General features: G+C 37.5%; 26 protein-coding genes. 20 read left to right on the forward strand and 6 right to left on the reverse strand.

What is annotated here, in order from left to right; translation table 11 throughout:
* Positions 1-3: 3 nt before the first annotated feature.
* Entirely contained in the window at positions 4-1,221 is a 1,218-nt protein-coding gene (locus KYH19_RS14385; protein ID WP_219075616.1) for an MFS transporter, read from the reverse strand.
* Between the two features lie 290 nt (positions 1,222-1,511).
* On the opposite strand from KYH19_RS14385, the gene KYH19_RS14390 reads away from it, so the two are divergent.
* Together KYH19_RS14390 and KYH19_RS14395 are read left to right on the forward strand one after the other, a co-directional pair.
* Positions 1,512-3,461, forward strand: coding sequence for an amino acid permease (locus KYH19_RS14390; RefSeq protein WP_219075617.1), 1,950 nt, complete (start codon positions 1,512-1,514; stop codon positions 3,459-3,461).
* A gap of 5 nt (positions 3,462-3,466) precedes the next feature.
* Positions 3,467-4,012 carry a transposase gene (locus KYH19_RS14395; protein ID WP_219075618.1) on the forward strand — a complete coding sequence of 182 codons (546 nt, stop codon included), beginning with the start codon at positions 3,467-3,469 and terminating at the stop codon, positions 4,010-4,012.
* A gap of 38 nt (positions 4,013-4,050) precedes the next feature.
* On the opposite strand, the gene KYH19_RS14400 is transcribed toward KYH19_RS14395, so the two are convergent.
* Together KYH19_RS14400 and KYH19_RS14405 are read right to left on the reverse strand one after the other, a co-directional pair.
* Positions 4,051-4,203: a hypothetical protein gene (locus KYH19_RS14400; RefSeq protein ID WP_219075619.1), complete on the reverse strand. Its 153-nt coding sequence runs from the start codon at positions 4,201-4,203 to the stop codon at positions 4,051-4,053.
* A 4-nt stretch (positions 4,204-4,207) separates the two neighbouring features.
* The gene (locus KYH19_RS14405) at positions 4,208-6,166 is read right to left on the reverse strand and encodes a KUP/HAK/KT family potassium transporter (protein WP_219075620.1); all 1,959 of its coding nucleotides are present in this window, start codon (positions 6,164-6,166) and stop codon (positions 4,208-4,210) included.
* A gap of 180 nt (positions 6,167-6,346) precedes the next feature.
* On the opposite strand from KYH19_RS14405, the gene KYH19_RS14410 reads away from it, so the two are divergent.
* From KYH19_RS14410 to KYH19_RS14470, 13 genes are all read left to right on the forward strand, one after another.
* Complete coding sequence (locus KYH19_RS14410) at positions 6,347-6,877, forward strand: T9SS type A sorting domain-containing protein (protein ID WP_193425973.1); 531 nt, start codon at positions 6,347-6,349, stop codon at positions 6,875-6,877.
* 75 nt (positions 6,878-6,952) lie between these two features.
* The gene (locus tag KYH19_RS14415; protein WP_219075621.1) at positions 6,953-7,564 is read left to right on the forward strand and encodes a fumarylacetoacetate hydrolase family protein; all 612 of its coding nucleotides are present in this window, start codon (positions 6,953-6,955) and stop codon (positions 7,562-7,564) included.
* Positions 7,565-7,567: 3 nt separating this feature from the next.
* Positions 7,568-9,301: a M23 family metallopeptidase gene (locus KYH19_RS14420; protein ID WP_219075622.1), complete on the forward strand. Its 1,734-nt coding sequence runs from the start codon at positions 7,568-7,570 to the stop codon at positions 9,299-9,301.
* Between the two features lie 205 nt (positions 9,302-9,506).
* Positions 9,507-9,971, forward strand: coding sequence for a thioredoxin-dependent thiol peroxidase (bcp, locus tag KYH19_RS14425; RefSeq protein ID WP_219075623.1), 465 nt, complete (start codon positions 9,507-9,509; stop codon positions 9,969-9,971).
* A 57-nt stretch (positions 9,972-10,028) separates the two neighbouring features.
* Complete coding sequence (locus tag KYH19_RS14430; protein ID WP_219075624.1) at positions 10,029-10,874, forward strand: transketolase; 846 nt, start codon at positions 10,029-10,031, stop codon at positions 10,872-10,874.
* A gap of 123 nt (positions 10,875-10,997) precedes the next feature.
* Positions 10,998-11,954, forward strand: coding sequence for a transketolase family protein (locus tag KYH19_RS14435; RefSeq protein ID WP_029274068.1), 957 nt, complete (start codon positions 10,998-11,000; stop codon positions 11,952-11,954).
* A gap of 81 nt (positions 11,955-12,035) precedes the next feature.
* Positions 12,036-12,596 (forward strand): RNA polymerase sigma factor, encoded by a 561-nt coding sequence (locus tag KYH19_RS14440; protein WP_132402533.1) that lies wholly within the window; start codon positions 12,036-12,038, stop codon positions 12,594-12,596.
* 33 nt (positions 12,597-12,629) lie between these two features.
* Positions 12,630-13,283, forward strand: coding sequence for a hypothetical protein (locus KYH19_RS14445; protein ID WP_219075625.1), 654 nt, complete (start codon positions 12,630-12,632; stop codon positions 13,281-13,283).
* Positions 13,284-13,290: 7 nt separating this feature from the next.
* The gene (locus KYH19_RS14450; protein WP_219075626.1) at positions 13,291-13,731 is read left to right on the forward strand and encodes a hypothetical protein; all 441 of its coding nucleotides are present in this window, start codon (positions 13,291-13,293) and stop codon (positions 13,729-13,731) included.
* A 70-nt stretch (positions 13,732-13,801) separates the two neighbouring features.
* On the forward strand, positions 13,802-14,992 hold the full coding sequence (locus tag KYH19_RS14455) for an aspartate aminotransferase family protein (RefSeq protein ID WP_219075627.1): 1,191 nt from the start codon (positions 13,802-13,804) through the stop codon (positions 14,990-14,992).
* A gap of 55 nt (positions 14,993-15,047) precedes the next feature.
* Positions 15,048-15,725 (forward strand): response regulator transcription factor, encoded by a 678-nt coding sequence (locus KYH19_RS14460; protein WP_193425959.1) that lies wholly within the window; start codon positions 15,048-15,050, stop codon positions 15,723-15,725.
* A gap of 289 nt (positions 15,726-16,014) precedes the next feature.
* Positions 16,015-17,325 carry a HAMP domain-containing sensor histidine kinase gene (locus tag KYH19_RS14465; RefSeq protein WP_219075628.1) on the forward strand — a complete coding sequence of 437 codons (1,311 nt, stop codon included), beginning with the start codon at positions 16,015-16,017 and terminating at the stop codon, positions 17,323-17,325.
* A 148-nt stretch (positions 17,326-17,473) separates the two neighbouring features.
* Positions 17,474-17,947, forward strand: a complete 474-nt coding sequence (locus KYH19_RS14470) for a hypothetical protein (RefSeq protein ID WP_219075629.1) — start codon at positions 17,474-17,476, stop codon at positions 17,945-17,947.
* A 125-nt stretch (positions 17,948-18,072) separates the two neighbouring features.
* Here KYH19_RS14470 and KYH19_RS14475 read toward each other — a convergent pair whose 3' ends face one another.
* The 3 genes from KYH19_RS14475 to panB all read right to left on the reverse strand — a co-directional run bounded on the left by KYH19_RS14475 (position 18,073) and on the right by panB (position 20,266).
* Positions 18,073-18,501: a hypothetical protein gene (locus KYH19_RS14475; protein ID WP_219075630.1), complete on the reverse strand. Its 429-nt coding sequence runs from the start codon at positions 18,499-18,501 to the stop codon at positions 18,073-18,075.
* Between the two features lie 113 nt (positions 18,502-18,614).
* On the reverse strand, positions 18,615-19,301 hold the full coding sequence (locus KYH19_RS14480; protein ID WP_132402554.1) for an RluA family pseudouridine synthase: 687 nt from the start codon (positions 19,299-19,301) through the stop codon (positions 18,615-18,617).
* Between the two features lie 149 nt (positions 19,302-19,450).
* Positions 19,451-20,266, reverse strand: coding sequence for a 3-methyl-2-oxobutanoate hydroxymethyltransferase (panB, locus tag KYH19_RS14485; RefSeq protein WP_219075631.1), 816 nt, complete (start codon positions 20,264-20,266; stop codon positions 19,451-19,453).
* A gap of 300 nt (positions 20,267-20,566) precedes the next feature.
* Between panB and carA the strand changes: the two genes are divergently transcribed.
* The 5 genes from carA to KYH19_RS14510 all read left to right on the forward strand — a co-directional run bounded on the left by carA (position 20,567) and on the right by KYH19_RS14510 (position 25,810).
* A complete protein-coding gene (carA, locus tag KYH19_RS14490; RefSeq protein WP_219075632.1) occupies positions 20,567-21,679 on the forward strand; it encodes a glutamine-hydrolyzing carbamoyl-phosphate synthase small subunit in 1,113 nt (370 codons plus the stop codon).
* A gap of 300 nt (positions 21,680-21,979) precedes the next feature.
* Complete coding sequence (locus tag KYH19_RS14495; protein WP_219075633.1) at positions 21,980-22,744, forward strand: ABC transporter ATP-binding protein; 765 nt, start codon at positions 21,980-21,982, stop codon at positions 22,742-22,744.
* A gap of 180 nt (positions 22,745-22,924) precedes the next feature.
* Positions 22,925-24,001 (forward strand): ABC transporter permease, encoded by a 1,077-nt coding sequence (locus KYH19_RS14500; protein ID WP_219075634.1) that lies wholly within the window; start codon positions 22,925-22,927, stop codon positions 23,999-24,001.
* Between the two features lie 113 nt (positions 24,002-24,114).
* Entirely contained in the window at positions 24,115-25,071 is a 957-nt protein-coding gene (locus KYH19_RS14505) for a Fic family protein (protein ID WP_219075635.1), read from the forward strand.
* 55 nt (positions 25,072-25,126) lie between these two features.
* The gene (locus KYH19_RS14510) at positions 25,127-25,810 is read left to right on the forward strand and encodes a hypothetical protein (protein ID WP_219075636.1); all 684 of its coding nucleotides are present in this window, start codon (positions 25,127-25,129) and stop codon (positions 25,808-25,810) included.
* Positions 25,811-25,823: the final 13 nt, after the last annotated feature.

The following is a 25,823-nucleotide window of genomic DNA, read 5'->3' on the forward strand; positions in this document are numbered from 1 at the left end:
AAATTACACTTCATCTTTTTTACGAATCCTTAAAATGATAAACATCACTAAAACCGATATTAGGATCATGATCAGATAACTATAGCTTAGGTTACGTTCATCTTTGGCAGGAATCAGGTTTACGATGCCATAACTCAAAAAAGAAACAATCACATAGGTAATCCCTCCTGTTAAGCCGCCTGCAATGCCCGCGTTTTTTGGGAATTTGCTCAGACAGAAGGTAAAGTAATTATTAAAGGTAAAGCCTGCTCCGACATGGATCAAAAAAGCAAAGAAAATTAACGACCAGATATTAGAAACAAAATTTAAGCTTACAATCATCAGGACTACAAAAGCTACCTGAAACAGCGAATTGATCATTAATCGTTTAAAGAAGGGCCTGTTAATGGTGGCCTTGCCAATAAAGCCGCCAACCATCCACGCAAAACCTAAAAATAAGGAACTATAACCTGCAATAACCGGTGAAAAATTAAAGTGGTGCTCAATAATAAACGGACCGGTCATGTTGTAAACCATCACCATACAATAGGCTAAGCCCAACATCACGATACCCAGTGTAAAACTTGTTGTTTTGATCATTTCGATATAAATACCGGTGATTTTTTTTAGTTGAAAAGCGGTAAAATGCTTTAGTGTTTCGCCACTAAACAACAACTCCAGAACCGCAAAAACAAGTGCAAAACCAGCTAAGAAATAGAAATTAGATTCCCAGCCAAATGCTGTTTGCAAGTAACCACCAATAAAAGGTGCTACAATTGGTCCGGTAGACCAGATGATGGAAAACAGACTGAGGTAGTGTTTTAACTGGTCGCCTTCGAAGAGATCGACAAAGTATGCCCTTTTCGCTACCACAATTGCGCCTACAGTAAGTCCATGGATGATGCGCATTACATAAATCAGGTAAATGTTATGGGTTGTGGCAATAACGATACTTGCTGCTGCAAAAATCAATAACGCATACAGGCAGATCTTATACCTGCCAAAGCTATCGAGCACGCTCCCGATAAAAAGTTGCGAAACACCATAGCTAATTAAAAAGATACTTAATGTAAGTTGAACCTGAACACTGCTTACCTGCATTTCGCCTGACATAGTTGGTAACGAGGGAATGTAAATATCGGTAGCAAAACCTGACAATGGAATTAAGGCAAAGGCCAGTAGAGTAGCTAAACCTTGGTGACGTTCCTTAATGTATTTTATTTGTGCTGTATTTGAATGCATATTGGTACTATAATCGTATATAAATATTCCAATCAAACATCTATTTACGCGTTCTTAGTTATTTGATTGATTATTAACTGCAAAAATAAGACTTTCACCCACCCTAAAATTATGCAAATCAAACAAAGGATTATTCACGGCAAATAATTACAAATTTTTACTTTAATCTAATAAATGCCTTTTTTAAGATGCCATTTTAACATAGAAACCTAGTGTATTGAAAATTCTATCCTGCTTTAAACGTTTTTAACCAAACTTTTTATAAGTTTGAAGAAACAAGCAAACAAAAGATGTTCGAAAAGCTATTCAGAAAGAAATCTATTTCCAAGATATTAAAAGATGCGGCAAACGGCTATGGCGACCACGAAAATACATTACATAAAACACTCGGTGTACGCGATTTAACAGCTTTTGGAATTGCAGCAATTATTGGGGCAGGAATTTTTAGTACGATTGGCAAAGCAAGTGCAGACGGCGGTCCGGCGGTAATCTTTTTATTTATTTTTACAGCGGTAGCCTGTAGTTTTGCAGCTTTTGCTTACGCAGAGTTTGCTTCAATGGTACCAGTTTCTGGTAGTGCTTATACCTATTCTTATGTGGCATTTGGCGAATTGGTGGCCTGGATTATCGGATGGTCGCTCATTATGGAGTATTCCATCGGTAATATTACAGTGGCGATATCCTGGTCTGATTACTTTACCGGACTACTCTCCACGATCAAAATACCTCCCCTCGGCATAGATGGCATCCATGTACCCGATTGGATGACAATGGACTATTTAAGCGCTTATAACGGACATCAACATGCTGAAGCACTATTGGCCGCTGGCAAAAACCTGGCAGATTTAGATTTGGCTACAGCTTTAGCGAATAATGCATGGCTTACCGCTCCAAAAATCGGCAGTTTTCACATCGTTGCAGATATCCCTGCCTTAGGCATCATCATTTTAATTACCTGGTTAATTTATCGTGGCATGAAAGAGAGTCGCAATGCCAGCAACGCCATGGTGGTGGTTAAACTTGCGGTAATTCTTTTGGTATTGGCGGTGGGTATATTTTATGTAGATACAAAAAACTGGGATCCATTTGCGCCTAATGGTGTTGCAGGAGTTCTAAAGGGCGTTTCGGCAGTATTTTTTGCTTATATCGGTTTCGATGCCATTTCTACAACTGCCGAAGAATGTAAAAACCCACAACGCGATTTACCCCGTGGAATGATGTGGGCCATTATTATCTGTACCATCCTTTATGTGGCTATTGCACTGGTTTTAACCGGCATTGTTAAATCAGACACCTTAGCCGTTGGCGATCCCTTAGCATTTGTTTTTGATCAGATTAACTTAAAATTAATGAGCGGTATTATTGCCGTAAGTGCGGTATTTGCCATGGCAAGTGTACTTTTGGTTTTTCAGATGGGTCAACCACGGATCTGGATGAGCATGAGCAGAGACGGGTTATTACCAAAATCTTTTTCTAAAATTCACCCGAAATACAAAACACCTTCATTTGCAACAATTGTGGTAGGTTTTGTAGTTGCTGTACCATCATTGTTTATGAATCTGACCATCGTTACCGATCTTTGCTCTATCGGAACACTTTTCGCTTTTGTATTGGTTTGTGCAGGGGTTTTAGTATTACAGAACAGGCCTGATGTTCAGCGTGGAAAATTCAAAATACCTTATGTAAACAGTAAGTTTATTATTCCAATCGCCTTAATTGCGACCATTATTTTTGCTTTCACAAAGTATGGGAAAGAAACTAAGGCATTCTTTTTAAATTCGCCTAAAACCATCCAAACCGTAACTTTTGTTACTTCGCTAAGTGGCGATGAACTAAAAATCGTTAAAGAGGAAATTGTTAAAAATGCTGCGCCACAAATTTTATTGACAGAAAAAGTAGATGCAGAATCTTATTTGAGTGCGTTACCTGCTGATCGTTACGAGCAGTTTATTTCAGCCTCAAAAATACCTGTAGAGAAAAAATACGAAAGTGGCTGGGGTTTATTTAAGCACAAAATCCCAATGTGGATTTTCTTGATTATTTGTGTGGTCATCACCTACTATTGCATTACCAAAAACCTATCATTAATTCCTGTTTTGGGATTGATTAGTTGCTTATATATGATGTGCGAACTTGGAATTTCAAACTGGATCGGTTTCGGCATCTGGCTGGTAGTCGGTTTGGTGGTTTATTTCGCCTATGGTTACAGACACAGTAAACTGGCAAATCCGGAGGTTTAAATTAAATGAAATACAATCCTTTAATACATCATCGAAGATCGATCAGATTAAAGGGTTACGACTATTCAAAAGCAGGGGCATATTTCATCACGATCTGCTGTGAAGATAGAATCCATAGATTTGGAAAAGTTTCAGGTGATGAAATGATCTTAAATCAGTCTGGAACTATAGCTTATAACGAATGGATTAATTTAGCGGAGAGATTTCCGAATTTTGAACTTGATGTTTTTCAGATCATGCCGAATCATATGCATGGCATAATCATTTTATCTGATGTCAGGGCGACCCTTGCGGTCGCACAAGAAGACGATAAAATAAAAAGGGCGACCGCAAGGGTCGCCCCGACAATTGCTGAAATCGTAGGAGCTTACAAATCAATTGTTTCAAATGCATGTCTGCAGTTGTTCAAATCGCATAATAAAACAATGGGAAAGCTCTGGCAGCGTAATTATTACGAACACATCATTCGTGATGAAAGAGCATATCAGAACATTTCAAATTACATCATCAATAATCCCGGCGAATGGAGCGAGGATAAATTCCATTTATAAAGAAAAATCCCCTTTCTTGAGTAGAAAGAGGATTGTATTTATTTTTTCTTGATAAATGCCATTGCGGTAATCATCACGAGTCCTAATCCAGATGCGATCATATAGTTATTCGCATGATTAAGATGGTATATTTTGGCTGCAGGACCTGCCATAAATAACACGGTACCTAAAATTAAAATCGCAGTTCTCATTTAATTAAACCGGGAGTCTGTGTAATTCAATATCATCAGGTGTAACGAAAATCAACGGTACCTTCTCTACATCCACATAACTGCTATCCAAACCAAAACTTCGTTCCTCAGACAAACTCAGTTTTTTAAGGATAAAATAGTAATCCATAATCTGTCTCTCGTAGAAACTTAACTTGGTAAACTTAGATAAATGTTTTTCCAACAGTACAAACCTGAAATCGCCTGCAATTTTATGCTTGTTTAATGAGGTGTACTGGCTGGTAATATCGATCTCACCATTTTTCACTAATTCTTCTACCACCTTACGGTATAGTAAATTTACACGTTGCTCAATCCTGAATCCTAACCTAAAGTCGATCCTGATTAATTTACCGGGAATTAAGAATTCAACTTTATAATCTAAAGTATATGGCTCATCCATTACGTCAACATGTACCAGCCAATATACGTCAGCACGTTTTGGCTCTTTTTGAATAATGGAATAGATAATTTTGGATTCGATCTCCGTTTTAAAGTTGGCACTGGTTAAATAAACCAGCTGAGAAGAGTATTTCGGAACCGATTCATCGCTGCTCAGTTCAGTTAAAATCTCATAATAATCTTCAATTTCGACATATTTAACAAATCGATTTTTGATTTTCCGGGCTACAAACCAACTCCACATCACCGTAAATAAGAAGGAACCGATTAATACGGTTACCCAACCGCCATGTAAGAATTTAGTTAAATTACTGATCAAAAATGTACCCTCAATAATGACATAGGTAAAAAAGAATAACGCGATCAGATACCTCGGAAAACGTCTGCTTCTTAAATAAAAACTCACCAGGATGGTGGTCATTAACATGGCTATGGTTATAGATAAACCATATGCCGCGTCCATTCTCTCTGCTTTCCGAAACAAGAATACAATACCACAGCAACCAATCCATAACATCCAGTTAATAGAAGGAACATATAACTGGCCTTTAGAAACTGATGGATAGACGATTTTAATTTTTGGCCAAAGGTTTAAGCGTACTGCCTCAGCAATTAAAGTAAACGACCCACTAATTAAAGCCTGACTGGCAATTACTGCTGCCATAGTAGCGAGTATAACCATTGGAATTTGAAACTGATCTGGAACGATCTGGAAAAATGGGTTCATTTTAGCTCCCGGCACATAACTGCCACTGTTCTGCAAAATCCAAACACCCTGTCCCAAATAGTTTAGAATAAGGGTCAGTTTTACAAAGATCCAACTGATTCTAATGTTATTTCTACCGCAGTGACCTAAGTCAGAATATAAAGCCTCTGCCCCGGTTGTACATAAAAACACACCGCCCAGAATTAAAAATGCCAGTTTGTTGGTCACCAATAGATGAATGGCATAGTAAGGGTTAAATGCTTTAAGGATGCTTAAATCTTTAATGACAAAAGATACACCCAAAATACCTAATACAGCAAACCAAACAAACATTACGGGACCAAATAGCTTGCCTACCATATTGGTACCGAACTGCTGGATAATAAATAAGATGGTTAAAATGGTGATTACAATTGGAATAACCGGCACATCAAATTTACTGGTAAGCCCTTCAATAGCTGATGTTACCGTAATACTGGGCGTGATAATACCATCTGCAAGTAGTGCACAACCACCTATAACGGCTGGTACCACCAGCCATTTAGCCTTTTTGCGCACCAGGGAAAATAAAGAGAAAATACCGCCTTCACCTTTATTATCTGCCCTAAGGGTAATAATAACATACTTAATGGTGGTTTGTAAGGTTAATGTCCAGATGATACAAGATAAAACGCCTAAAACGTTTGTTGGATTAATATCTTGCTTTCCCCCTAAAATCGTTGTAAAAATTGCATTTAAGGTATACAAGGGTGATGTACCAATGTCACCAAATACAATTCCTAAACTAATTAGAACACCGCCGGCGGTTAACGCATTGACATTTTTATGATTTGACACTTCGTTGATTATTTAAGTGCGGCAAAAGTAAACTAACTATAACAATTTAACAACCAAATTATTGTGTATTTTCAACACTATGAAAATTAAATTTTATTGTTAAATTGTGTTAAATTATGGGTTTTAAACAAAATGTTTAATTTCTTTGTTTTAAATTAATACATTTGCTATACCAATTTGATGAAACTCTACACTAGGATAACGTTACTCACAAAACTCGCCTGCACATTGTGCATTGTTTTGTTATGCAGCTTAAATTCCTGGTCACAACAGAGTGATAGCATTCACATCAGCTTAAAAAACAGAACAAAAAAAATAAGCCGAATTCCTGAAATCAAAGCCAATATTACCCCCTACAAGCCGTTTTACATGACAATTGGTGGTTCAGGAATGTTCAATACTTCTTCTACAGTTCCTAAAACTGCAACTGTTGTAGCAAAAGATAAATTGTTAAGTATTTTAAAAATATATCCTAATCCGGTAGAAGATCAGTTGAATATTATTTTATCTATTGGAAAAGATGGAACCCAAACAACGATCAAAATTATCGATTTATTGGGAAATGAAGTAGCAACACTTTTGAACGAACGTTTAAATGCCGGCGAGCATAATAAAAACTTTGTCGTTCCTAATAGAATTAACCCAGGCATCTACTTTTTAAGGGTTATTGCAGGCTCAGAAAGCCAGGTAAAACGGATCTCAGTTTTATAACACCATTTTCTTTTCTATTTTTGATTGATGCGGAATTAATTCCCGTCTATTTTATCATATTTCATATTCTTAAGAATGAAGATCATCGCCATTGGCCGAAATTATGCCGAACATGCAAAAGAGCTGAACAATCCAGTTCCAACCACACCAGTAATTTTCCTGAAACCTGATACAGCTGTTTTAAAAGATAATAAACCTTTTTACCTGCCCGATTTTTCTGATGATATTCATTACGAACTTGAAGTGGTATTAAAAATCTGCAAGGAAGGAAAACATATTGCCGAAAAGTTTGCAACTAATTATTATGATGAAGTGGGATTAGGAATCGATTTTACTGCACGAGATATCCAGAGCAAACATAAAGAGAAGGGATTACCCTGGGAGTTGGCCAAAGCTTTTGATCACTCTGCGCCGATCAGTATTTTTCAGCCTAAAAGTGATTATGAAGACCTTTACAATTTAAATTTTGAGTTAAAGATAAATGGCGAAAGCCGCCAGATTGGCCATACTAAAGATTTGTTATTCTCGTTCGAGAAGATAATCAGTTTTGTTTCTCAATATATAACTTTAAAAAAAGGAGACTTAATTTTTACCGGCACACCTCAGGGCGTTGGAAAAATCAATAAAGGCGATAAACTGGAAGCCTGGTTAGAAGGAAAACAACTTTTAAATTTTGATGTAAAGTAACGAATGATTAAAAAACCGATCCAATATAAGTTTAAATTTCCCATTTCAATTTGCCTTTTATTTGCTTCAACCTTTGTTCAGGCGCAACAGATTTATAGTACGAATAAATACCCGATTACAGATTTCAGGCAACCTTTAGATATTAGCCCTCCTGCCCTGGCGGGTTCATTCGGCGAAATCAGAGGCAATCACTTTCATTCCGGAATCGATTTCAGAACCAATCAGCGCGAAGGTTATCCTGTTTATGCAGTAGCCGATGGTTATATTTCGAGGTTAAGGGTTCAAAACAGTGGTTTCGGACAGGCCTTGTACATTAATCACCCTAATGGGTTTACTACTGTTTACGGCCACTTACAGCGTTTCGCTCCAAAAATTGCTACGATTGTTAAAAATCTTGAATACGAAAAAAAATCGTTTGAGATTGATGAATTTCCGGATGCCACATTAATCCCGGTACATAAAGGCGAAATTATTGCCTGGTCTGGTAACCGTGGCAGTTCAGGCGGACCGCATTTGCATTTCGAAATCAGAGATACTAAAACTGAAGAAACCATAAATCCGCAATTTTTCGGGATCATCATTCCGGATAATATTCCGCCTGTTATACATGGATTGTACGTGTACCGTTTAAATGGCAAAACCTTTAACGAAAATACACCAAAACAGGCAATTGGCATTAGCGGAGCAAATGGTAGTTATAAAACCGCTGCCCCCATCAGTTTAACCGGTGAGGTTGGTTTCGGTATCGTAGTAACCGATCGGCATAATGGTTTATCGGGCACCAATGGTGTATATTCTATTCAGCTCGAAGTAGATGGCAAGAAAGTATATACTTCAGCACTTGAACGTTTTGCTTTCGAAGATAGTAAAGCAATAAATTCGCATATCGATTATCCTACCTACCTAAATACCAAAAGAAGTATCCAGAAAAGTTTTGTTGAGCCTGGCAACCCTTTAAAAATTTATAGCGGTTTAATCAATAATGGCAGAATTAATTTTAATGATGGCGCCATGCATCAGCTTCGCTACATCATTACCGATTCGAAAGGAAATTCATCTGTTTTGCCTTTCACGGTAAATGCGGGTTCAGCACCTATCGCAGCACCGGTTATTCCCGCTGGAATAATTTATCCATATAATAAGGTGAATGAATTTAATACCGACGATATTAAGGTAGTTTTCCCGCAAGGAACATTGTACAGCGATTTAAACTTCACTTATAAAAAACTACCCAAACCAACAGGAAATGCCTGGTCGGCCCTGCATCAGATTCACAATCGGCATACTCCATTACATATTGGTTTCAATATTTCGATTAAGGCTGATAATCTTCCGGAGAACTTAAAAAACAAAGCTTTGATTGTAAACTCAAACGGCTCATCGCAAGGCGGATTTTTCGAAAATGGTTATGTTAAGGCTACGCCAAAAAACTTTGGCAGCTTTTATATTGCAATCGATACCATTCCGCCGAGGATAATCCCAGTAAATATCTCGGAAGGGAAAAATATGGCCGGTTTATCTAAAATATTTTTTAAGATCAGCGATAACCTATCCGGGATAAAAAGTTTTAATGGCTATATTGATGGTAAGTGGGCTTTGATGGAATTCGATACCAAAACCGCAACCTTATGGCACAGTTTCGACGAAAGAACAGCTTCCGGAAAACATACACTTGAGCTGGTTGTGGCAGATATGAAAGAGAATACCCGAAAATACAAGGTAACATTTATTAGATAAGGACAAGATATATTTGATTTCGTGACCATACCAATACCAACTTTTCACAAATTAAACCAAGAAATGTCATCTTTTAATATATATCCAACAGTATAATACCATAAACTGTTTAAATTGCAAGCATGAATTAAACATGCTATCATTCAAAATTCAATCGTTTAATTATACTCCATCATTAAAGCATTCAAATTCAATCATTATAAATATGGCAGAGTTAAAAGAAGGTGATCAGGCACCGGCAATTACATCAAAAGATCAAAATGGAACTGAAGTTTCGCTAAGCGATTATAAAGGCAAAATAGTTGTACTTTATTTTTACCCAAAAGATGATACTCCTGGTTGTACCGCCGAAGCTTGCGATTTCAGAGATAACTACCAGGGGTTACAGGCCAAAGGCATTGTAGTTTTAGGCGTTAGCGTCGACGATGAAAAATCGCACCAAAAATTTGTAACCAAACACAATTTACCATTTACCCTGTTGGCCGATACCGATCAGAAAATTGTAAATGACTACGGAGTTTGGGCAGAAAAAAACATGTATGGCAAAAAATACATGGGCACGGTTCGAACCACCTTCATTATAGATGGCGATGGAAAAATTAGCCATATCATCAAAAAAGTTGACACAAAAAACTCAACACAACAAGTACTCAATTTAATCAATAACTAATTATGATATAGCGGTTAAAATATTAACTTTGCTATGTAACAACAACCTCTTATTTTAATGAAACATACAATTAAAGAGCTAGAAGATATTGCCTCTCAAATCAGAAGAGATATCGTAAGAATGGTTCATGGATGCCAATCTGGCCACCCAGGTGCTTCACTTGGATGCGCTGATTTTTTTACCGCTTTATATTTTGAAGTGTTGAACCACAAGACAGATTTCACGATGGAAGGCGCAGGTGAAGATTTATTCTTCCTTTCGAATGGACATATTTCTCCGGTTTGGTACAGTACATTGGCTCATGCTGGTTATTTCGATAAAAGCGAACTGGCAACTTTCCGTAAACTGGACTCTAGATTACAAGGTCACCCAACTACCCACGAGCATTTACCAGGTATCCGTATTGCTTCAGGCTCATTAGGCCAGGGCTTATCAGTTGCCATTGGTGCAGCGTTGGCTAAAAAGTTAAATGGCGACAAATCTCATGTTTTTGCCTTATTGGGTGATGGTGAATTACAGGAAGGACAAAACTGGGAAGCAGCAATGTTCGCCCCTTTCAATAAAGTTGACCATTTAATTGCATCGGTTGATTATAACGGACAGCAGATTGATGGCCCTACGAGTAAAGTTCTTGCCTTAGATGATTTACAAGCTAAATTCGAAGCTTTCGGATGGCACGTAATCAATACTGACGGTAATGATATGCAAGCTATAGTTGAAGGTTTACATTATGCTAAAACCTTAACCGGAAAAGGTAAACCAATCATGAATTTAATGAGCACACAGATGGGTGCCGGTGTAGATTATATGGTGGGTTCACACAAATGGCATGGTACTGCACCAAATGATGAGCAATTAGCAACTGCATTAGCGCAATTACCAGAAACTTTAGGGGATTACTAAATTAGATTGGAGATGTGAGATATGAGATGTGAGTCTCATGTCTAATGTCTAAAATCTCATATCTAAAAAACAATGAAAACCTGCGAAGCAAGCTTGAACGCAGCTAATTAAAAATATAAAAACGTGAAAAAATATACATATACAGAAAAAAAAGATACACGTTCGGGTTTTGGAGCTGGCTTACATGAAGCCGGAAAGAAAAACGAAAATGTGGTTGCCTTATGTGCCGATTTAGTTGGATCGCTTAAAATGGATGCCTTTATTAAAGATTTCCCGGAGCGTTTTACACAGGTTGGTATTGCAGAAGCAAACATGATCGGTATTGCAGCAGGTATGACTATTGGTGGTAAAATTCCTTTTACAGGTACTTTTGCCAATTTTTCTACAGGCCGCGTTTACGACCAAATCCGTCAATCAGTAGCTTATTCTAATAAAAACGTTAAAATCTGTGCATCTCACGCAGGTTTAACCTTAGGCGAAGATGGAGCAACCCACCAGATTTTAGAAGATATAGGCCTAATGAAAATGTTGCCGGGAATGGTTGTAATCAATCCTTGCGATTACAATCAGACTAAAGCAGCAACTATGGCCATTGCAGAATACGAAGGTCCGGTTTATTTACGTTTTGGTCGTCCGGTAATTCCAGTATTTACAGATCCAGATCAAAAATTTGAGATCGGTAAAGCATGGATGGTTAACGAAGGAACAGATGTTACTATTATTGCTACAGGCCATATGGTTTGGAAAGCGATTGAAGCTGGTGAGAAATTAGCTGAATTGGGTATAGATGCCGAAATTATTAACATCCATACCATTAAACCTTTGGATGATGAGGCCATCTTAAAATCTGTTAAAAAAACCGGATGCGTGGTTACTTGCGAAGAGCACAATAAATTTGGCGGCCTGGGCGAAAGCGTAGCACGTTTGTTAACTACTGAATTACCAACTCCACAAGAGTTTGTAGCCACTAACGATACTTTTGGCGAAAGCGGAACACCAGATCAATTAATGTCTAAATATGGCTTAGATGCTGTAAACATTGTTGAAGCAGTTCAAAAAGTAATTGGCAGAAAAAAATAGATTTGAGACATTAGATATGAGGTTTGAGACATAATTCAAATCTCATATCTCAATTCTTACATCTCAAATCTATACAATAGAATGAAACAAGTTGAAGATTCAGAAATTCTTGCCATGTTTGCTGTCGAGCATACGCGTAATGAAGCCTTTAACCTGTTGCTAAAAAAATACCAGCAAAAAATATACTGGCACATCCGCAGGCTGGTTTTAAACCATGATGACTGTGATGACCTCTTGCAGGAAGTATTTGTTAAAGTTTGGAAAAATCTCGATAAATTTAGAAGCGATTCCCAGCTCTATACGTGGATTTACCGTATTGCCACCAACGAATCGATTACCTTCTTAAATAAACAAAAGCAGCGTAACAATACACCTTTGGATGAGGTTTCATCCGAACTTGCCGATAATCTGGTGGCATCATCATATTTTAACGGCGATAAGCTTGAGCTTAAATTGCAAAAGGCAATTCTCACCTTACCTGAAAAACAACGCATTATCTTTAATATGAAATATTTTGATGATATGAAATATGAAGAGATTTCGGAGGTACTGGGAACCTCGGTTGGCGCGCTAAAAGCATCATTTCACATTGCTGCAAAAAAAATTGAAGCTTTTATTACAAATGATGAAGTAGACTATTAAACCTTTTCACTTTAATTGTATCATATATCTGTGATGAACGAAAATATAGAAAATAACGATTGGATGAACGAGGCTCCTGCACTTGCGGCTATGGGGAAACGTAATCCTTTCTCCGTTCTTGATGGATATTTCGAAAATAGTAATGAGGCGATTTTTTCTGCTGTTTTCTTAGATGGATTGCAACAGAAAACCAGTAAAAACAATTTTGGAGTTCCGCCGCATTATTTTGAAAACTTAACGGAACAAATACAAACCCGAATTGCCCTGTCTGAAATGCCCAAGGCAGAAAATACCTTTACAGTACCTGAAAATTATTTCGACAAACTACAAAGTAGAATTACCGATAGGATTGCAGTATCGGAACCTAAAAGGGAGGCTAAAGTTATTCCTCTATGGCGAAGAAACATCTTTAAATATGCAAGTGCGGCCTGTTTCTTATTAATGGCATCGTTTGGCATTTATTTTTACCAGAATAGCACCAATACCGTTCAGCAAGTACAATCTGCCGAAACAGTAAATGAACAAATGTTATACGACATTGACGAAAGCACGATCATAGATCATTTAGAAACACAAAACGCTACATCATCTAATATAAAAACTACTTCTGCGTCAGATACAGAAATGGAAAACTACATCCTGAGTAACTTCTCGTCAAGTGATTTATCTCAGGAGCTAAATAATTAATACAGAAATGAAGAATTTACTTTTTGTTGCTTTGATATTTTTATTTCCATCTTCCTTACTTGCACAAAGGCTAAGGGGAGAAGAAATAGAATCACTTAAAATAGCTTTTTTCACTCAAAAACTGGATCTATCTCCGGAAGAGGCTAAGATTTTCTGGCCAATTTATAATAGTATGCAGGCAGAACAAAATGCCCTGCGCAAAGAACGCATGCAAAAAATGATCTCTTTCAGAAAAGTGGATGAAATTGATAATTTAACCGATGCACAGGTACAGGGCTTAATTACCAGCGAATTTGATTTCAAACAAAGAGATCTTAACCTCGATAAAAAATATTACAACAAGCTTAAATCGGTATTGCCAATAAAAATTGTTGGGAAGTTTTACCGGGCCCAGGAAGGTTTTAAACGCGAGTTACTCAACCGATTTAAAGGCGGCCAAAAGCAATAAAGAAAAAGACTTACAGCAATGTAGGTCTTTTTTGTTTTAAAGCACTCTTTCATTTCCGTACTTTTGTGCTATGCTTACCCAACGTCAGTTGTTTTTACAACACAATGCACAAACCTCTCCAGAGCCGCTAATGCTCGAATTTGTAAGGGCAAAAGGAATCTACATTTACGATGCACAGAACAAAAAACACATCGATCTTATTGCCGGTATCGGTGTAAGTAATGTTGGTCATTGCCATCCTGCGGTAGTGAAGGCCATTCAGGATCAGGCAGAAACCTATATGCACCTCATGGTTTATGGCGAATATGTACAAACTCCTCAGGTAAATTTTGCTAAAGCACTTGCCGAAATTTTACCCGAAAGCCTGAGCTGCACTTACTTTTTAAACTCTGGAACCGAGGCTGTGGAAGGCGCTATGAAACTGGCTAAACGTTATACTGGCCGAAAAGGATTTATTGCCTGCAAAAATGCTTATCATGGTAGTACGCAAGGTGCAGAAAGTTTAATGGAAAGTGATTTTTATTCGTCTGGCTACGGGCCTTTCTTGCCACATGTAAGTTTTATAGAGCATAACAACCTTGCTGACCTCGAAAAAATTACTACAGAAATTGCTGCTGTTTTTATTGAGCCTATACAAGGTGAAGCTGGAATAAGGGTTGCTGATTTGAAGTATATGCAGGCTTTACGGGATAAATGCACAGCAACAGGCACATTATTAATTTTCGATGAAATACAATCAGGTTTTGGCCGCAGCGGTAAAATGTTCGCCTTTCAGCACTATAATGTAGTACCAGATGTGCTACTGTTAGCGAAGGGAATTGGAGGTGGAATGCCAATCGGCGCCTTTATCAGTTCGTTAGCGATTATGTCGGTATTATCACATACACCAATCTTGGGTCACATGACTACCTTTGGCGGTCATCCGGTTTGCTGCGCTGCCGGATTGGCTACTTTACGCACCTTGGTTGATGGTCATATCGTGGATGAAGTTGAAGAAAAAGGTCAGTTGTTTAAACAGCTTTTAAAACATCCTGCCATTAAAGAAATCAGGGGAAAAGGTTTAATGCTTGCGGTGGAGTTTGAGAATTTCGAGATCAATAAAAAAATTATCGATGCCTGTATTTTAGATGGCGTATTGTCAGACTGGTTTTTACATTGCAGCAATTCTATGCGGATAGCTCCTCCGCTAATTATTACTAAAGAAGAAATTAAAGAAGCTTGCAAGACCATCTTAAAAAATATTAACTTAGTTGCAGGGTAAAAGCAAAGGGCATAGCTTAAATGCTGAAAAATAAAACTACTAACTGTTAGCTGAAATGAATGTATTAATCGTTGAAGATGAAAAAAGCCTGGCGCTTGAAATGGATGAATTCTTAAGCAAAGAGGGATTTATTGTAGAGCATGCCTGGAAAAAATCTTCTGCTGAAGAAAAGATATTTGTAAATAATTACGATTTTATTTTATTAGACCTGGGCTTACCAGATGGTGATGGTTTTGAAATTTTAAAACAGTTAAAAGCCATGAAAGATCGTGATGACGCTGTAATCATTTTAACCGCCCGTAGTGCTGTTGATGACCGGATTAAAGGTCTTGATGAAGGCGCAGATGATTATTTACCAAAGCCATTTTCACTAAACGAACTCTTAGCTCGAATGCACGCCATTACGCGTAGAAAACATAAGTTAGAGAAAAACGAGGTAAACATTCACGATTTCATGCTCAATATCCAGAATAGAACTGTTTCTTTTGGTGATGAAAGATTAAACCTCACTAAAAAGGAATTCGAGATATTTAACTATCTGGTGTTGAACAAAAACCGAGTGGTATCGAGAATGAGTTTAACTGAACATGTTTGGGGTGATATTTTAGAAGTCAATTCAGATTCAAACTTTGTTGATGTTCATGTTAAAAACCTGAGAAAAAAACTTGCAGGGATTAGTCCGATAGATTGGTTTGAAACGGTAAGAAGTATAGGATATAGGATTAATTGTTAGGAGTCAGAGGTCCGAAGATTAAGGGTTTGATAGTTCATAGTTTAATAGTTGATAGACTATAGCCAAACTACTAATCATATTTAATGGATAATAGCTTCAATAATTATAATTTATAACGCTATGCTATTCAACTATGAACCATCAACTACAAAACCATGAACTATAAGGTAAGTTAGGTTTGAACCTTTGGTGGTTAGCCCTTAGCTTCAATCACCAATTTAACATTTAACCAGTTAACCCAACGATAACTAAACCATAGTCCATCTTACATAAAACATCATCCATATAAATGAAGTTACAGGTTAAGTTTTCTTTATATAATGCAGTAACCAAAATTGCCATCATCCTGGTATTGGGTGCTATCATTTTATTCTCATTAGACAGACTTGCTTATAACCAGCTTGACAACCGTTTAATCAAAAAGAAGAACAAAATCATCAAAAATTTAAATGATAATGAGATCGACAGCCTTTTAAATAAAGAACAATCATTTACCGACTATAATATTTTAAAGGAAGAATTTATTGTGTTAACGGATATACCCGACAATCAAAAAGATTCTACTGCGAAGGTATTTACCGAAAAAAGAGAAATAGAGGGCGATATTGAAGTATACCGCATTTTAAACTACAAGTTCTCTTACCATACAAACTGGTACAACTTAGAGATTGGGGAAACAATGACAGCACTTCAATCTATTAAAAATTCGATCCGTTTTTATATGCTGATTGTACTTGTTGCTGCTTTGTTGATTACCCTAGTTGCCGACTTTACCTTCTCTAACTTTCTGCTCAAACCATTTTACCGCATTATTGATAAAAAAATTAACCTGGTTGATGATCCCACTCATTATAATTACCAGAATATACCTACCAGTACCAGTGATTTTAAAATCCTCGATAATAGCATAAATTCTTTAATGCGCAAAATAAACACACTTTTCGCTTTAGAAAAGCAGTTTATTGCCAATGTTTCGCATGAACTGCTTACCCCAATTTCAATTTTAAGTACCCGGTTTGAAAATATGCTCAACACTCCGGATATTCCAGTAGAGCATGAAAATAAAATATACGCCTCATTAAAAACCTTGAACCGCTTAAAGGTAATTATCAATAGTTTATTACTCATTTCGAAAGTTGAAAACAATCAGTACCTAAAAACAGAAGAAATTAGCCTCAAACAGGAAATCGATGATATATATGAAGATCTGGAAGATCGGATAACTGATAAAAACATCAGTTATAGTGCCAACCTATCAAAAGACTTCCACTTTACAGGAAACAAAGCATTAATACACACGCTATTAATCAACATCATCAATAATGCAATTAAATACAATGTTGATGGAGGAGCTATTACCATAACTGATAATACAGAAAATGAACATTATGTCCTCACCGTCAGCGATACCGGATCAGGGATGAGCGCAGCGTTGGTAGAAAATGCTTTCGATCGTTTTAAAAGAGGAAATAGCGAAGAAAATGGCTTTGGTTTGGGGCTCGCCATTGTGCAAAGTATCGCCAGATTCCATAAAATAGATGTTGATATCAAATCTGAAGAACATAAAGGAACCAATATTTCCTTATTTTTTTCAAAATGATAGGCTGCAGATAATGCTATTGCCCCCTTCTGTAAATACACGTTTATAATCAAAACTGGTCAGGATATAAAAGACGGGAAGGGTGATATTTTTGGCAAGGCCTTTGCTTACTACTAAAATCAATCCGATAAGCAAAAAACATATCTTAATGAAAAACATCATCCCAATACTTGGAGCCACAACTTTATTCATGGCATCTTGCCAGGGCGGAACAGCAAAGAAAACACAAGCCAAAATAGATTCTACTATAGTAACCAATGCAGCGGCAATAACCGATTCTACTCAATGTTATCAGTACATTAAAAATCGTGATACCGCTACCCTAACACTGAAGACAATTGACAATAAGTTAACAGGCACTTTGGGCTATAATTTATACGAAAAAGATAAAAATGCAGGCACTATAGACGGGGTTGTTAAAGGCGATACCATAATTGCAAACTATACTTTTCAGTCTGAAGGCAAAACATCAATCAGGGAAGTGGCTTTTTTGAAAAAGGGCGATCAGCTGGCAGAGGGATTTGGCGATGTAAAGGAAGTAAAAGGGGAAACCAAGTTCAAAGACCTAAGCAAACTAAAGTTTGATGGATCGATGACTTTTGACAAAATTGATTGTAAATAATACATCGTCATCTCAATCCATAAATCGTCATTTCGACCGCAGTGGAGAAATCTTTTACATAGTTTAAAGATTTCTCCATTTCGTTGCGCTTCAGTCGAAATGACGACCTTTCTTAGCTTTATTCACTATTTACTCACAGCATCCTTGGCTGCTTTTGCCCAGTCCTCGCTTACCTTAATCATATATTCAGAATACTTTTGTATTTCGTCTGGTTTTAATTTACTGGCCCATCCTGTTGCCTTATTAGCCCATACAGTGTATTTATCGCTTATGGCTTTAATTTCTGCAGCATTTTTACTTTTTAAAGCTGCAACGTATTCGTCTTTTAATTTGCTGTACTCCGCCAAACCTTTGTTTACTTCTTCACTTGAGAAAGTTGGAACGTCTGTTTTAATGGTTTCAGTGGTGGTAGTGGTAACTTTGGTAACAGTATCGCCGTTTACGGCAATTTTGCTCGAATCTTTGGTCGTTTCTGTTTTTTTTGTGCTGTCGCAAGAAACTAATGTAGTAGCCAAAAGGCCAACTGCTGCGATAGATAAGATAGTGTTTTTCATGATTAATTTGGGGTTTATATTTAACAGACTAATATGATGCCAAATCATAAAAAATCCGGTCAAATATTTAAATATTGTGACCGGATATCTTAATTATACCAAATATTGTTGTGCTATAAGTCTTCGAAGCGTTCCCAAAAACCATCAACAGGTAATTTGGCGAATATGTTTACAGGTTCTTTTTTTACCGGGTGCATAAACTGTAAGCGCCTGGCATGCAGGCAAATACTTCCTTTTCTGCTTCCCCGCGGATAACCATATTTATTATCACCCATGATCGGACATCCCATTGATGAAAGCTGAACCCTGATCTGGTGTGAGCGGCCTGTTAAAGGATCAACTTCCAGCAGGTAATAATCGCCTACCTTGGCTTTTACTTTATAAGAAAGCTCAGCCCGCTGACTGCCGGTAACTTCAGTGTTATAATAAGAAACCACATTTTTCTGTGGGTTTTTAACCAGCCAATGCACCAAAGTAGCCGACTCTTTTTCTGGCTTGTTCTTCACCACTGCCCAATAGGTTTTCTTTACTTCTCTATTTTTGAAAACAGCATTCATCCGTTCTAAAGCCTTACTGGTTTTAGCAAACAAAATTACACCGCTCACCGGGCGATCTAAACGGTGTACCACTCCTAAAAAAGCGCCATTTGGCTTATCGTACTTTTTAGCAATATACTTTTTTACCTGCTCATCCAAAGGCTCATCGCCGGTTTCATCAACCTGTACAATATCACCTGCCCTTTTATTAATGGCGATTAAATGATTGTCTTCAAAAAGGATGTCGTTATCGGTAATTGGCATCGGTTAGTTTATTGGTTCATTCGTCCTTAGTTCATTTGACAAAGCAAATCGTCTATTGCGAATTCTATTGGTTAATCTGTTAGTTGTTAAAGCTGGATAGTTTATCTGCGCTTGAAAAAGCTCCAAACTCAAAACGCCTAGCTCCAAACTTAGTATTGTTCTTTTTCGTTCGGGAAATCGTTTGCTTTTACATCACGAATGTACGATTGTGCTGCGCCTAAAATTTCATCGTATAAATTAATATACTGGCGTAAAAAGCGTGGTTTAAATCCTTTGGTTAAACCAATCATATCATTTACTACTAAAACCTGCCCATCACAGTTTTGTCCGGCACCAATGCCGATAGTTGGAATATGCAGGCTTTCTGTAACTTCTTTGCCTAGGGCAGCAGGAATTTTCTCCAATACAACTGCAAAACAACCTGCAGCCTGTAAGGCCAAAACATCTGTTTTTAACTTATTTGCTTCTTCCTCTTCCTTTGCACGAACGGTATAGGTTCCAAATTTGTAAATTGATTGCGGTGTTAAACCCAGGTGTCCCATTACAGGAATTCCTGCTGTAATGATGCGTTGAACAGATTCAATAATTTCTTCACCTCCCTCTAATTTAACACCGTGGGCTCCTGATTCTTTCATAATCCTTATCGCGGAGTTCAAAGCTTCCTTCGAGTTTCCCTGATAGGAGCCGAAAGGTAAATCAACTACCACAAAAGCACGTTTAACGGCCCTGATTACAGATGCAGCGTGATAAATCATCTGATCCAGGGTTATAGGCAAAGTTGTCTCATGACCAGCCATTACATTCGAAGCAGAATCGCCAACCAATAAAACGTCTAATCCTGCATCATCCAGTATAGTCGCCATCGAATAGTCGTAGGCTGTTAACATCGATATTTTTTCACCACGTTGTTTCATTTCCTGTAAAATGTGCGTAGTGATGCGTTTGATTTCTTTATGTACCGACATGGGATTTGTTTTGTGTTGCCAAAAGTATTGTTTTTTCTTTAATTAAGCTGAAAGACTAAAGGTAAAAGACCAAAGCTATCTAAGGCAAAAATAATTTTTCATTTAAATCATGCTTCGCTGCTTTCAGTTTAAACCTTATTTCACTTTTCTCTTTACATTTCCGATCTTAAACTCTATCTTTGTACCCCGAAATGGAAGGGATATATTCATCTTTTTTTGCACCCTGCAAATACGGCTTTAATGCCGAAAGCCATTCTTTTTTCAACTCTTTTTTAAATCAAAATCCATATTGTAATTACCATGACTAACTACACCAAGTTACCTGCGATTTTATTACTGGCCGATGGCACAGTTTTTTACGGCAAAGCGGCCGGAAAAATTGGAACTACTACTGGCGAAATTTGTTTTAATACCGGGATGACAGGTTACCAGGAAATTTTCACCGATCCAAGTTATTTTGGACAGATAATGGTTACCACCAATGCACATATTGGTAATTATGGTATCCATAAAGATGAGATCGAATCGGGTTCGATCAAAATTGCTGGTTTAGTCTGCAAAAATTACAATATCGTTTATAGCCGTAAAGAAGCAACCGAATCAATTCAGGATTATTTTCAAAATGATAATTTAGTTGCCATTTCTGATATCGATACGCGTGCGTTGGTTCGTCACATCAGGGATAAAGGCGCCATGAACGCGATCATTTCATCTGAAATTACCGACCTGGAAGAATTAAAACAAAAGCTGGCTGATGTACCATCAATGGAAGGTTTAGAGCTTTCTTCTAAAGTAAGTACTAGCGAACCATATTTTTACGGTAACCCTGAGGCAAGCCTAAAAGTTGCTGCCCTTGATTTAGGTATCAAGAAAAACATTTTGCGCAGCTTCGAAAACCGCGATATCTACGTTCAGGTTTTCCCTGCTAAAACCACTTTTGCCGAAATGGAAAAATTTGGTCCTGATGGTTATTTTATTTCTAACGGTCCTGGCGATCCATCGGTAATGCCTTACGCGGTAGAAACCATCAAAGATATATTAGCAGAAGATAAACCATTGTTCGGGATCTGCTTAGGTCACCAGTTATTGGCCGAAGCTAACGGTATTGGTACCATGAAAATGTTTAATGGTCACCGTGGATTAAACCACCCTGTTAAAAACATTATCAAAAACCACTGCGAGGTTACTTCACAGAACCATGGCTTTGGTGTAATTCCAGATGAGGTTAGAAACTCTGATAAAGTAGAAATTACACACGTTAACCTGAATGATAAATCAATCGAAGGAATCCGTGTTAAAGGTAAAAAAGCATTCTCGGTTCAATATCACCCGGAATCTTCTCCAGGCCCACATGATTCACGTTACTTATTCGATGATTTCGTTGAAGTAATGAAAGGTGAGCTGGTTTGGTAAGGTTAAGGTAGAAGGCTGGAAGGCGGAAGGTTTAAGGTAAAAGACTAAAGCATAAAGACCAAAGCTTAAAGACGAAGTCAGGTTTGAGGTAGAATGTTTGGTGCGAAAGCTCAAAAACCAATGAGTAAAGAGCAATAAACGACAAAACGATCTGCGGATTTGCGGCAAAAAGAAGCTGCCGATCCGCAGATTTCTTTTATAAGCTATTTTCGCCTACTCCAAACATCATTTTACCGACATTTTCCGTTAACTGTATTAAAATTCATTTCCTATTCATTTAAAGCTGCTTACATTCGCAACATGGAAACAAAAAAAGCCATTATCAGTGTTAAAGACCTGGTAAAAAAATACGATGATTTCGTGGCCGTTCAAGGGCTTAGTTTTGAGGTGTATGAGCATGAGATTTTTGGTCTGCTTGGCCCTAATGGCGCCGGAAAGACCACTACCCTCGAAATTATCGAAACATTGAGAGCTAAAACATCGGGTGAAATTATTGTTGATGGTTTTTCTGTTGATAAACATCCGCAGGACATTAAACAGATTATTGGTGTACAGCTACAGGCAGCTGGTTATTATCCGAATCTAAACCTGATTGAACTGATTGAACTTTTTGCCGGATTATATGGCGCCAAAATTAAACCCATGGAAATGCTGGAGAAAGTGAATCTTCAGGATAAGGCCAAAGCCAAATACAAAGCACTTTCAGGCGGACAAAAGCAGCGTTTCTCTATCGCCACAACACTCATCAATCAACCAAAGATTATTTTTTTGGATGAGCCTACAACAGGTCTGGATCCACAGGCCCGCAGGAATCTTTGGGATCTGATTACAGAAATCCGAGACGCGGGAACAACCGTAGTTATTACCACACACTATATGGACGAGGCTGAACAGCTTTGCGATCGCGTTGCTTTTGTAGAACGCGGACAAATTATCGCTCTGGATACGCCTGATAATTTAATAGACCAATTAGTAAACAGCGGTTTTGAACGCAAAAAAGAGGTTAAAAAAGCTAACCTGGAAGATGTGTTCATCAACCTTACCGGGCAAGAGTGGCGTGAATAGTTTAAATTTCAAGATCTTTTGAAAAGCAAGTGCAGTATTCTAATCAATATTACTCCCGCTTTTAGTTGCAATCTTTTTGCAAATATTCATCAAGTAGATAAAAGATACCCGGCAAAAAGGATTTACACTTCAATCGGGTTTAAAAACATAAAACAGTGCAACTATTAATCAAAATAGTAAATGAAAAAATATAACAACCTTACAGCAACCCTGGCCCTTGCCAAAGCGAGTTTCCGGTCGATTATGCGGAGTCCATCGGCAGTAGTATTTACACTTGCTTTTCCTTTGATATTTATCCTTGTCTTCGGATTTCTGGGCGGCGGTGGAACCCGCATTGATGTTGGGGTAACACCAGGCTCTGATGTAAACAACCCGGTAATGAGCATGTTGGAAAAAACAGGAATGATCCGTTTGGTCAAAGATAAATCAAAAGCCGAATTTGATAAATTACTTGAAAAGGGTAATGTTGATGCCATGATTGATGTACATAGAAAAGTAAATTCTGCCGCCTATTCGGTTAATGTGGTTTACACCTCTGCATCAAGAGATAAAGGCGGGATTTTAAAATCGGTTTTAAACAATATTTTTTACGATAAAACCTTAAAACCAACGGTAGCAGAAATAAAAGAAAGCACGATTACAGGCCGTGAGTATAAAACCATTGATTTTATTCTTCCAGGTCAATTGGGCTTTTCGCTATTAAGCACAGGCGTTTTCGGAACAGCATTCGTATTCTTAAGTCTGCGCCAGACCCTGGTAATCAAGCGTTTTTTCGCAACTCCGGTAAGGCGTTCAAGCATTGTCATTGGCGAAGGAATTGCCCGTATTGGATTTGCCTTAATAGGTGCATTATTTATCATTTTAATTGGCCATTTCTTTTTTGGCTTTACCCTGGTACATGGTGCACTCACGGTCGTCAACATGCTTATACTGGCCACAATGGGCATTATCGTTTTTATGGGCTTTGGCTTTATTATCTCGGGCATTGCCAAAAGCGAAAGTATGGTACCTCCAATATCAAATATTATTACCCTACCACAGTTTTTACTATCGGGAACATTCTTTTCTATCGAGGCTTTTCCAAGTTGGTTACAGCCGATTAGCCGGGCTTTGCCACTTACCTATTTAAATGATGCCATGCGCAAAGTAGCTTTTGAAGGTTTAGGCTTGTGGGATGTAAAATTCCAGATTATGATCTTATTGCTTTGGGGTATTGGCATTTATGCAGTAGCGGTAAAAGTATTTAAGTGGGAATAAGTACCTTAATACATTTTTAAATGATAACGTTACGTTATCATTTTTTTTTTAATAAAATGTTAATATCGGATAAGTTTATTTTTAAGTACAACCGATAATTATTATCTTTGGGTATGTGGGATTTTGATTTAAGCGATTTAGAAGAGCTATTACCGCAAATAGAAAGGTTATACGAAAAAAAGGCCAGGTTAGAAACTTCAAGGCCATTGCCTAATAGCGCCCTACACCGCATTAAAGAAGACCTCACGCTGGAGTGGACTTACAACTCAAACAGTATAGAAGGAAATACCTTAAGCCTGAAAGAAACCCAAATGGTTTTACAGGAAGGCATGACAGTAAAAGGAAAATCACTTAGGGAGCATTTCGAAGCTTACAACCATGAGAAAGCCATTGATTACTTATACACCTTAGTCAATAAAAATTACACCTTAAGAAGCATCGATATCCTATCCCTGCATGGCTTGGTATTGCGAAGTATTGAAGATGATTATGCGGGCCGTTTAAGAAATGGCGGAGTACGTATTGTAGGTGCAAACTTTACACCACCCAATGCAAATAAAGTTTCCGATTTATTAGATCAACTGATCACTTTTATTAACGATAATCCATTGGGTTTAAATGATATTGTATTGTCTACTATTTTCCACCATAAACTGGTTTGGATTCATCCGTTTTTTGATGGGAATGGGCGTACCGTAAGGCTTGCGATGAATTTACTACTTATGCGAAATGGCTTCCCTCCTGCTATCATCCTCAAAAACGACAGAAAGAAATACTACGAAGCACTTAATCAAGCTAACAAGAGCAATTACCATAAACTTTGTTTATTGATGTTGCAGGCCTTAGAGCGTTCGTTAAATATCTACATAAATGCATTGCCTGGAAACAATTATGGGGATTATGAACCTATATCACAAATTGTTTCAGAACCTGAGTTTCCTTATGGCCAGGAGTATGTGAGCCTATTGGCAAGGCAAGGCAAAATAGATGCTTATAAGGAAGGCAGAGATTGGCTTACCACAAAATCTGCAGTACAAAGTTATATCAAAACACGGAAGAGAAAACGTTAACCTTTTTTAACTTTTCGGTGAATGATATTGCTGTAATTTTACAGAAAAATTTTTAATGAAAAGTTTGATCATCTTTTGCAGTATTTTATTGGTTGCCAATACTTCGAAAGCTCAGTTTAAATTCTTGGCAAATAACAGTTCTGACCAATACAAGGCTAAAATTTTTGTTGATAAATGTGAAGGGAATGCTTGTGGTGGAAAAGCCACTGTTATTGTTTATGATAAGGTTACAGACAGGGAAATAGATACCTTCCACTCTGAAGACCTGGATTTTGGCTTAACTGAGACTCAAAATGCCAAACTTGGATGGCTGGAACTTGGCAAATACCAGACACCTTTAATTTTTGGCGATTTTAATTTTGATGGCCTTGAAGATCTTGCCATCAGAAACGGTAATAACGGCGCTTATGCCAGTCCATCATACCAGATTTATTTAACCTCAAAAGAAAACAAATTTCTGTTGAGCAATGAACTTACCAAACTGGCAAGCGAAAACCTGGGCATGTTTGATGTTGACAAAAAAACAAAGCAAATTGCTATTCATCAAAAAGATGGCTGTTGTTTTGATAAAACCATCAACTACAAATTTGATGCTAAAAACATACCATACGAAGACTCATCAGTAATTGAAGATTCGAGCATTGCTGATATTGTTACTGTGATTACTCAAAAAAATGTTGACGGAAAAATAAAAAGAACCGTGCAAAAATTTAAGATGAAAGATTATTATAATCAATAAGCCGAATTTAACC

Source organism: Pedobacter sp. D749, assembly GCF_019317285.1.
Lineage (GTDB): Bacteria > Bacteroidota > Bacteroidia > Sphingobacteriales > Sphingobacteriaceae > Pedobacter.

What these genes read in the sequence shown, in the direction of transcription:
- KYH19_RS14420 (WP_219075622.1), top strand. Translation starts at nt 7,568, where the DNA reads ATGATTAAAAAACCGATCCAATATAAGTTTAAATTTCCCATTTCAATT.
- KYH19_RS14460 (WP_193425959.1), top strand. Translation starts at nt 15,048, where the DNA reads ATGAATGTATTAATCGTTGAAGATGAAAAAAGCCTGGCGCTTGAAATG.
- KYH19_RS14395 (WP_219075618.1), top strand. Translation starts at nt 3,467, where the DNA reads ATGAAATACAATCCTTTAATACATCATCGAAGATCGATCAGATTAAAG.
- KYH19_RS14480 (WP_132402554.1), bottom strand. Translation starts at nt 19,301, where the DNA reads ATGCCAATTACCGATAACGACATCCTTTTTGAAGACAATCATTTAATC.
- KYH19_RS14415 (WP_219075621.1), top strand. Translation starts at nt 6,953, where the DNA reads ATGAAGATCATCGCCATTGGCCGAAATTATGCCGAACATGCAAAAGAG.
- KYH19_RS14390 (WP_219075617.1), top strand. Translation starts at nt 1,512, where the DNA reads ATGTTCGAAAAGCTATTCAGAAAGAAATCTATTTCCAAGATATTAAAA.
- KYH19_RS14430 (WP_219075624.1), top strand. Translation starts at nt 10,029, where the DNA reads ATGAAACATACAATTAAAGAGCTAGAAGATATTGCCTCTCAAATCAGA.
- bcp (WP_219075623.1), top strand. Translation starts at nt 9,507, where the DNA reads ATGGCAGAGTTAAAAGAAGGTGATCAGGCACCGGCAATTACATCAAAA.
- KYH19_RS14445 (WP_219075625.1), top strand. Translation starts at nt 12,630, where the DNA reads ATGAACGAAAATATAGAAAATAACGATTGGATGAACGAGGCTCCTGCA.
- KYH19_RS14410 (WP_193425973.1), top strand. Translation starts at nt 6,347, where the DNA reads ATGAAACTCTACACTAGGATAACGTTACTCACAAAACTCGCCTGCACA.
- KYH19_RS14400 (WP_219075619.1), bottom strand. Translation starts at nt 4,203, where the DNA reads ATGAGAACTGCGATTTTAATTTTAGGTACCGTGTTATTTATGGCAGGT.
- KYH19_RS14470 (WP_219075629.1), top strand. Translation starts at nt 17,474, where the DNA reads ATGAAAAACATCATCCCAATACTTGGAGCCACAACTTTATTCATGGCA.
- KYH19_RS14510 (WP_219075636.1), top strand. Translation starts at nt 25,127, where the DNA reads ATGAAAAGTTTGATCATCTTTTGCAGTATTTTATTGGTTGCCAATACT.
- KYH19_RS14495 (WP_219075633.1), top strand. Translation starts at nt 21,980, where the DNA reads ATGGAAACAAAAAAAGCCATTATCAGTGTTAAAGACCTGGTAAAAAAA.
- KYH19_RS14505 (WP_219075635.1), top strand. Translation starts at nt 24,115, where the DNA reads ATGTGGGATTTTGATTTAAGCGATTTAGAAGAGCTATTACCGCAAATA.
- KYH19_RS14450 (WP_219075626.1), top strand. Translation starts at nt 13,291, where the DNA reads ATGAAGAATTTACTTTTTGTTGCTTTGATATTTTTATTTCCATCTTCC.
- KYH19_RS14500 (WP_219075634.1), top strand. Translation starts at nt 22,925, where the DNA reads ATGAAAAAATATAACAACCTTACAGCAACCCTGGCCCTTGCCAAAGCG.
- carA (WP_219075632.1), top strand. Translation starts at nt 20,567, where the DNA reads ATGACTAACTACACCAAGTTACCTGCGATTTTATTACTGGCCGATGGC.
- KYH19_RS14385 (WP_219075616.1), bottom strand. Translation starts at nt 1,221, where the DNA reads ATGCATTCAAATACAGCACAAATAAAATACATTAAGGAACGTCACCAA.
- panB (WP_219075631.1), bottom strand. Translation starts at nt 20,266, where the DNA reads ATGTCGGTACATAAAGAAATCAAACGCATCACTACGCACATTTTACAG.
- KYH19_RS14465 (WP_219075628.1), top strand. Translation starts at nt 16,015, where the DNA reads ATGAAGTTACAGGTTAAGTTTTCTTTATATAATGCAGTAACCAAAATT.
- KYH19_RS14440 (WP_132402533.1), top strand. Translation starts at nt 12,036, where the DNA reads ATGAAACAAGTTGAAGATTCAGAAATTCTTGCCATGTTTGCTGTCGAG.
- KYH19_RS14455 (WP_219075627.1), top strand. Translation starts at nt 13,802, where the DNA reads ATGCTTACCCAACGTCAGTTGTTTTTACAACACAATGCACAAACCTCT.
- KYH19_RS14475 (WP_219075630.1), bottom strand. Translation starts at nt 18,501, where the DNA reads ATGAAAAACACTATCTTATCTATCGCAGCAGTTGGCCTTTTGGCTACT.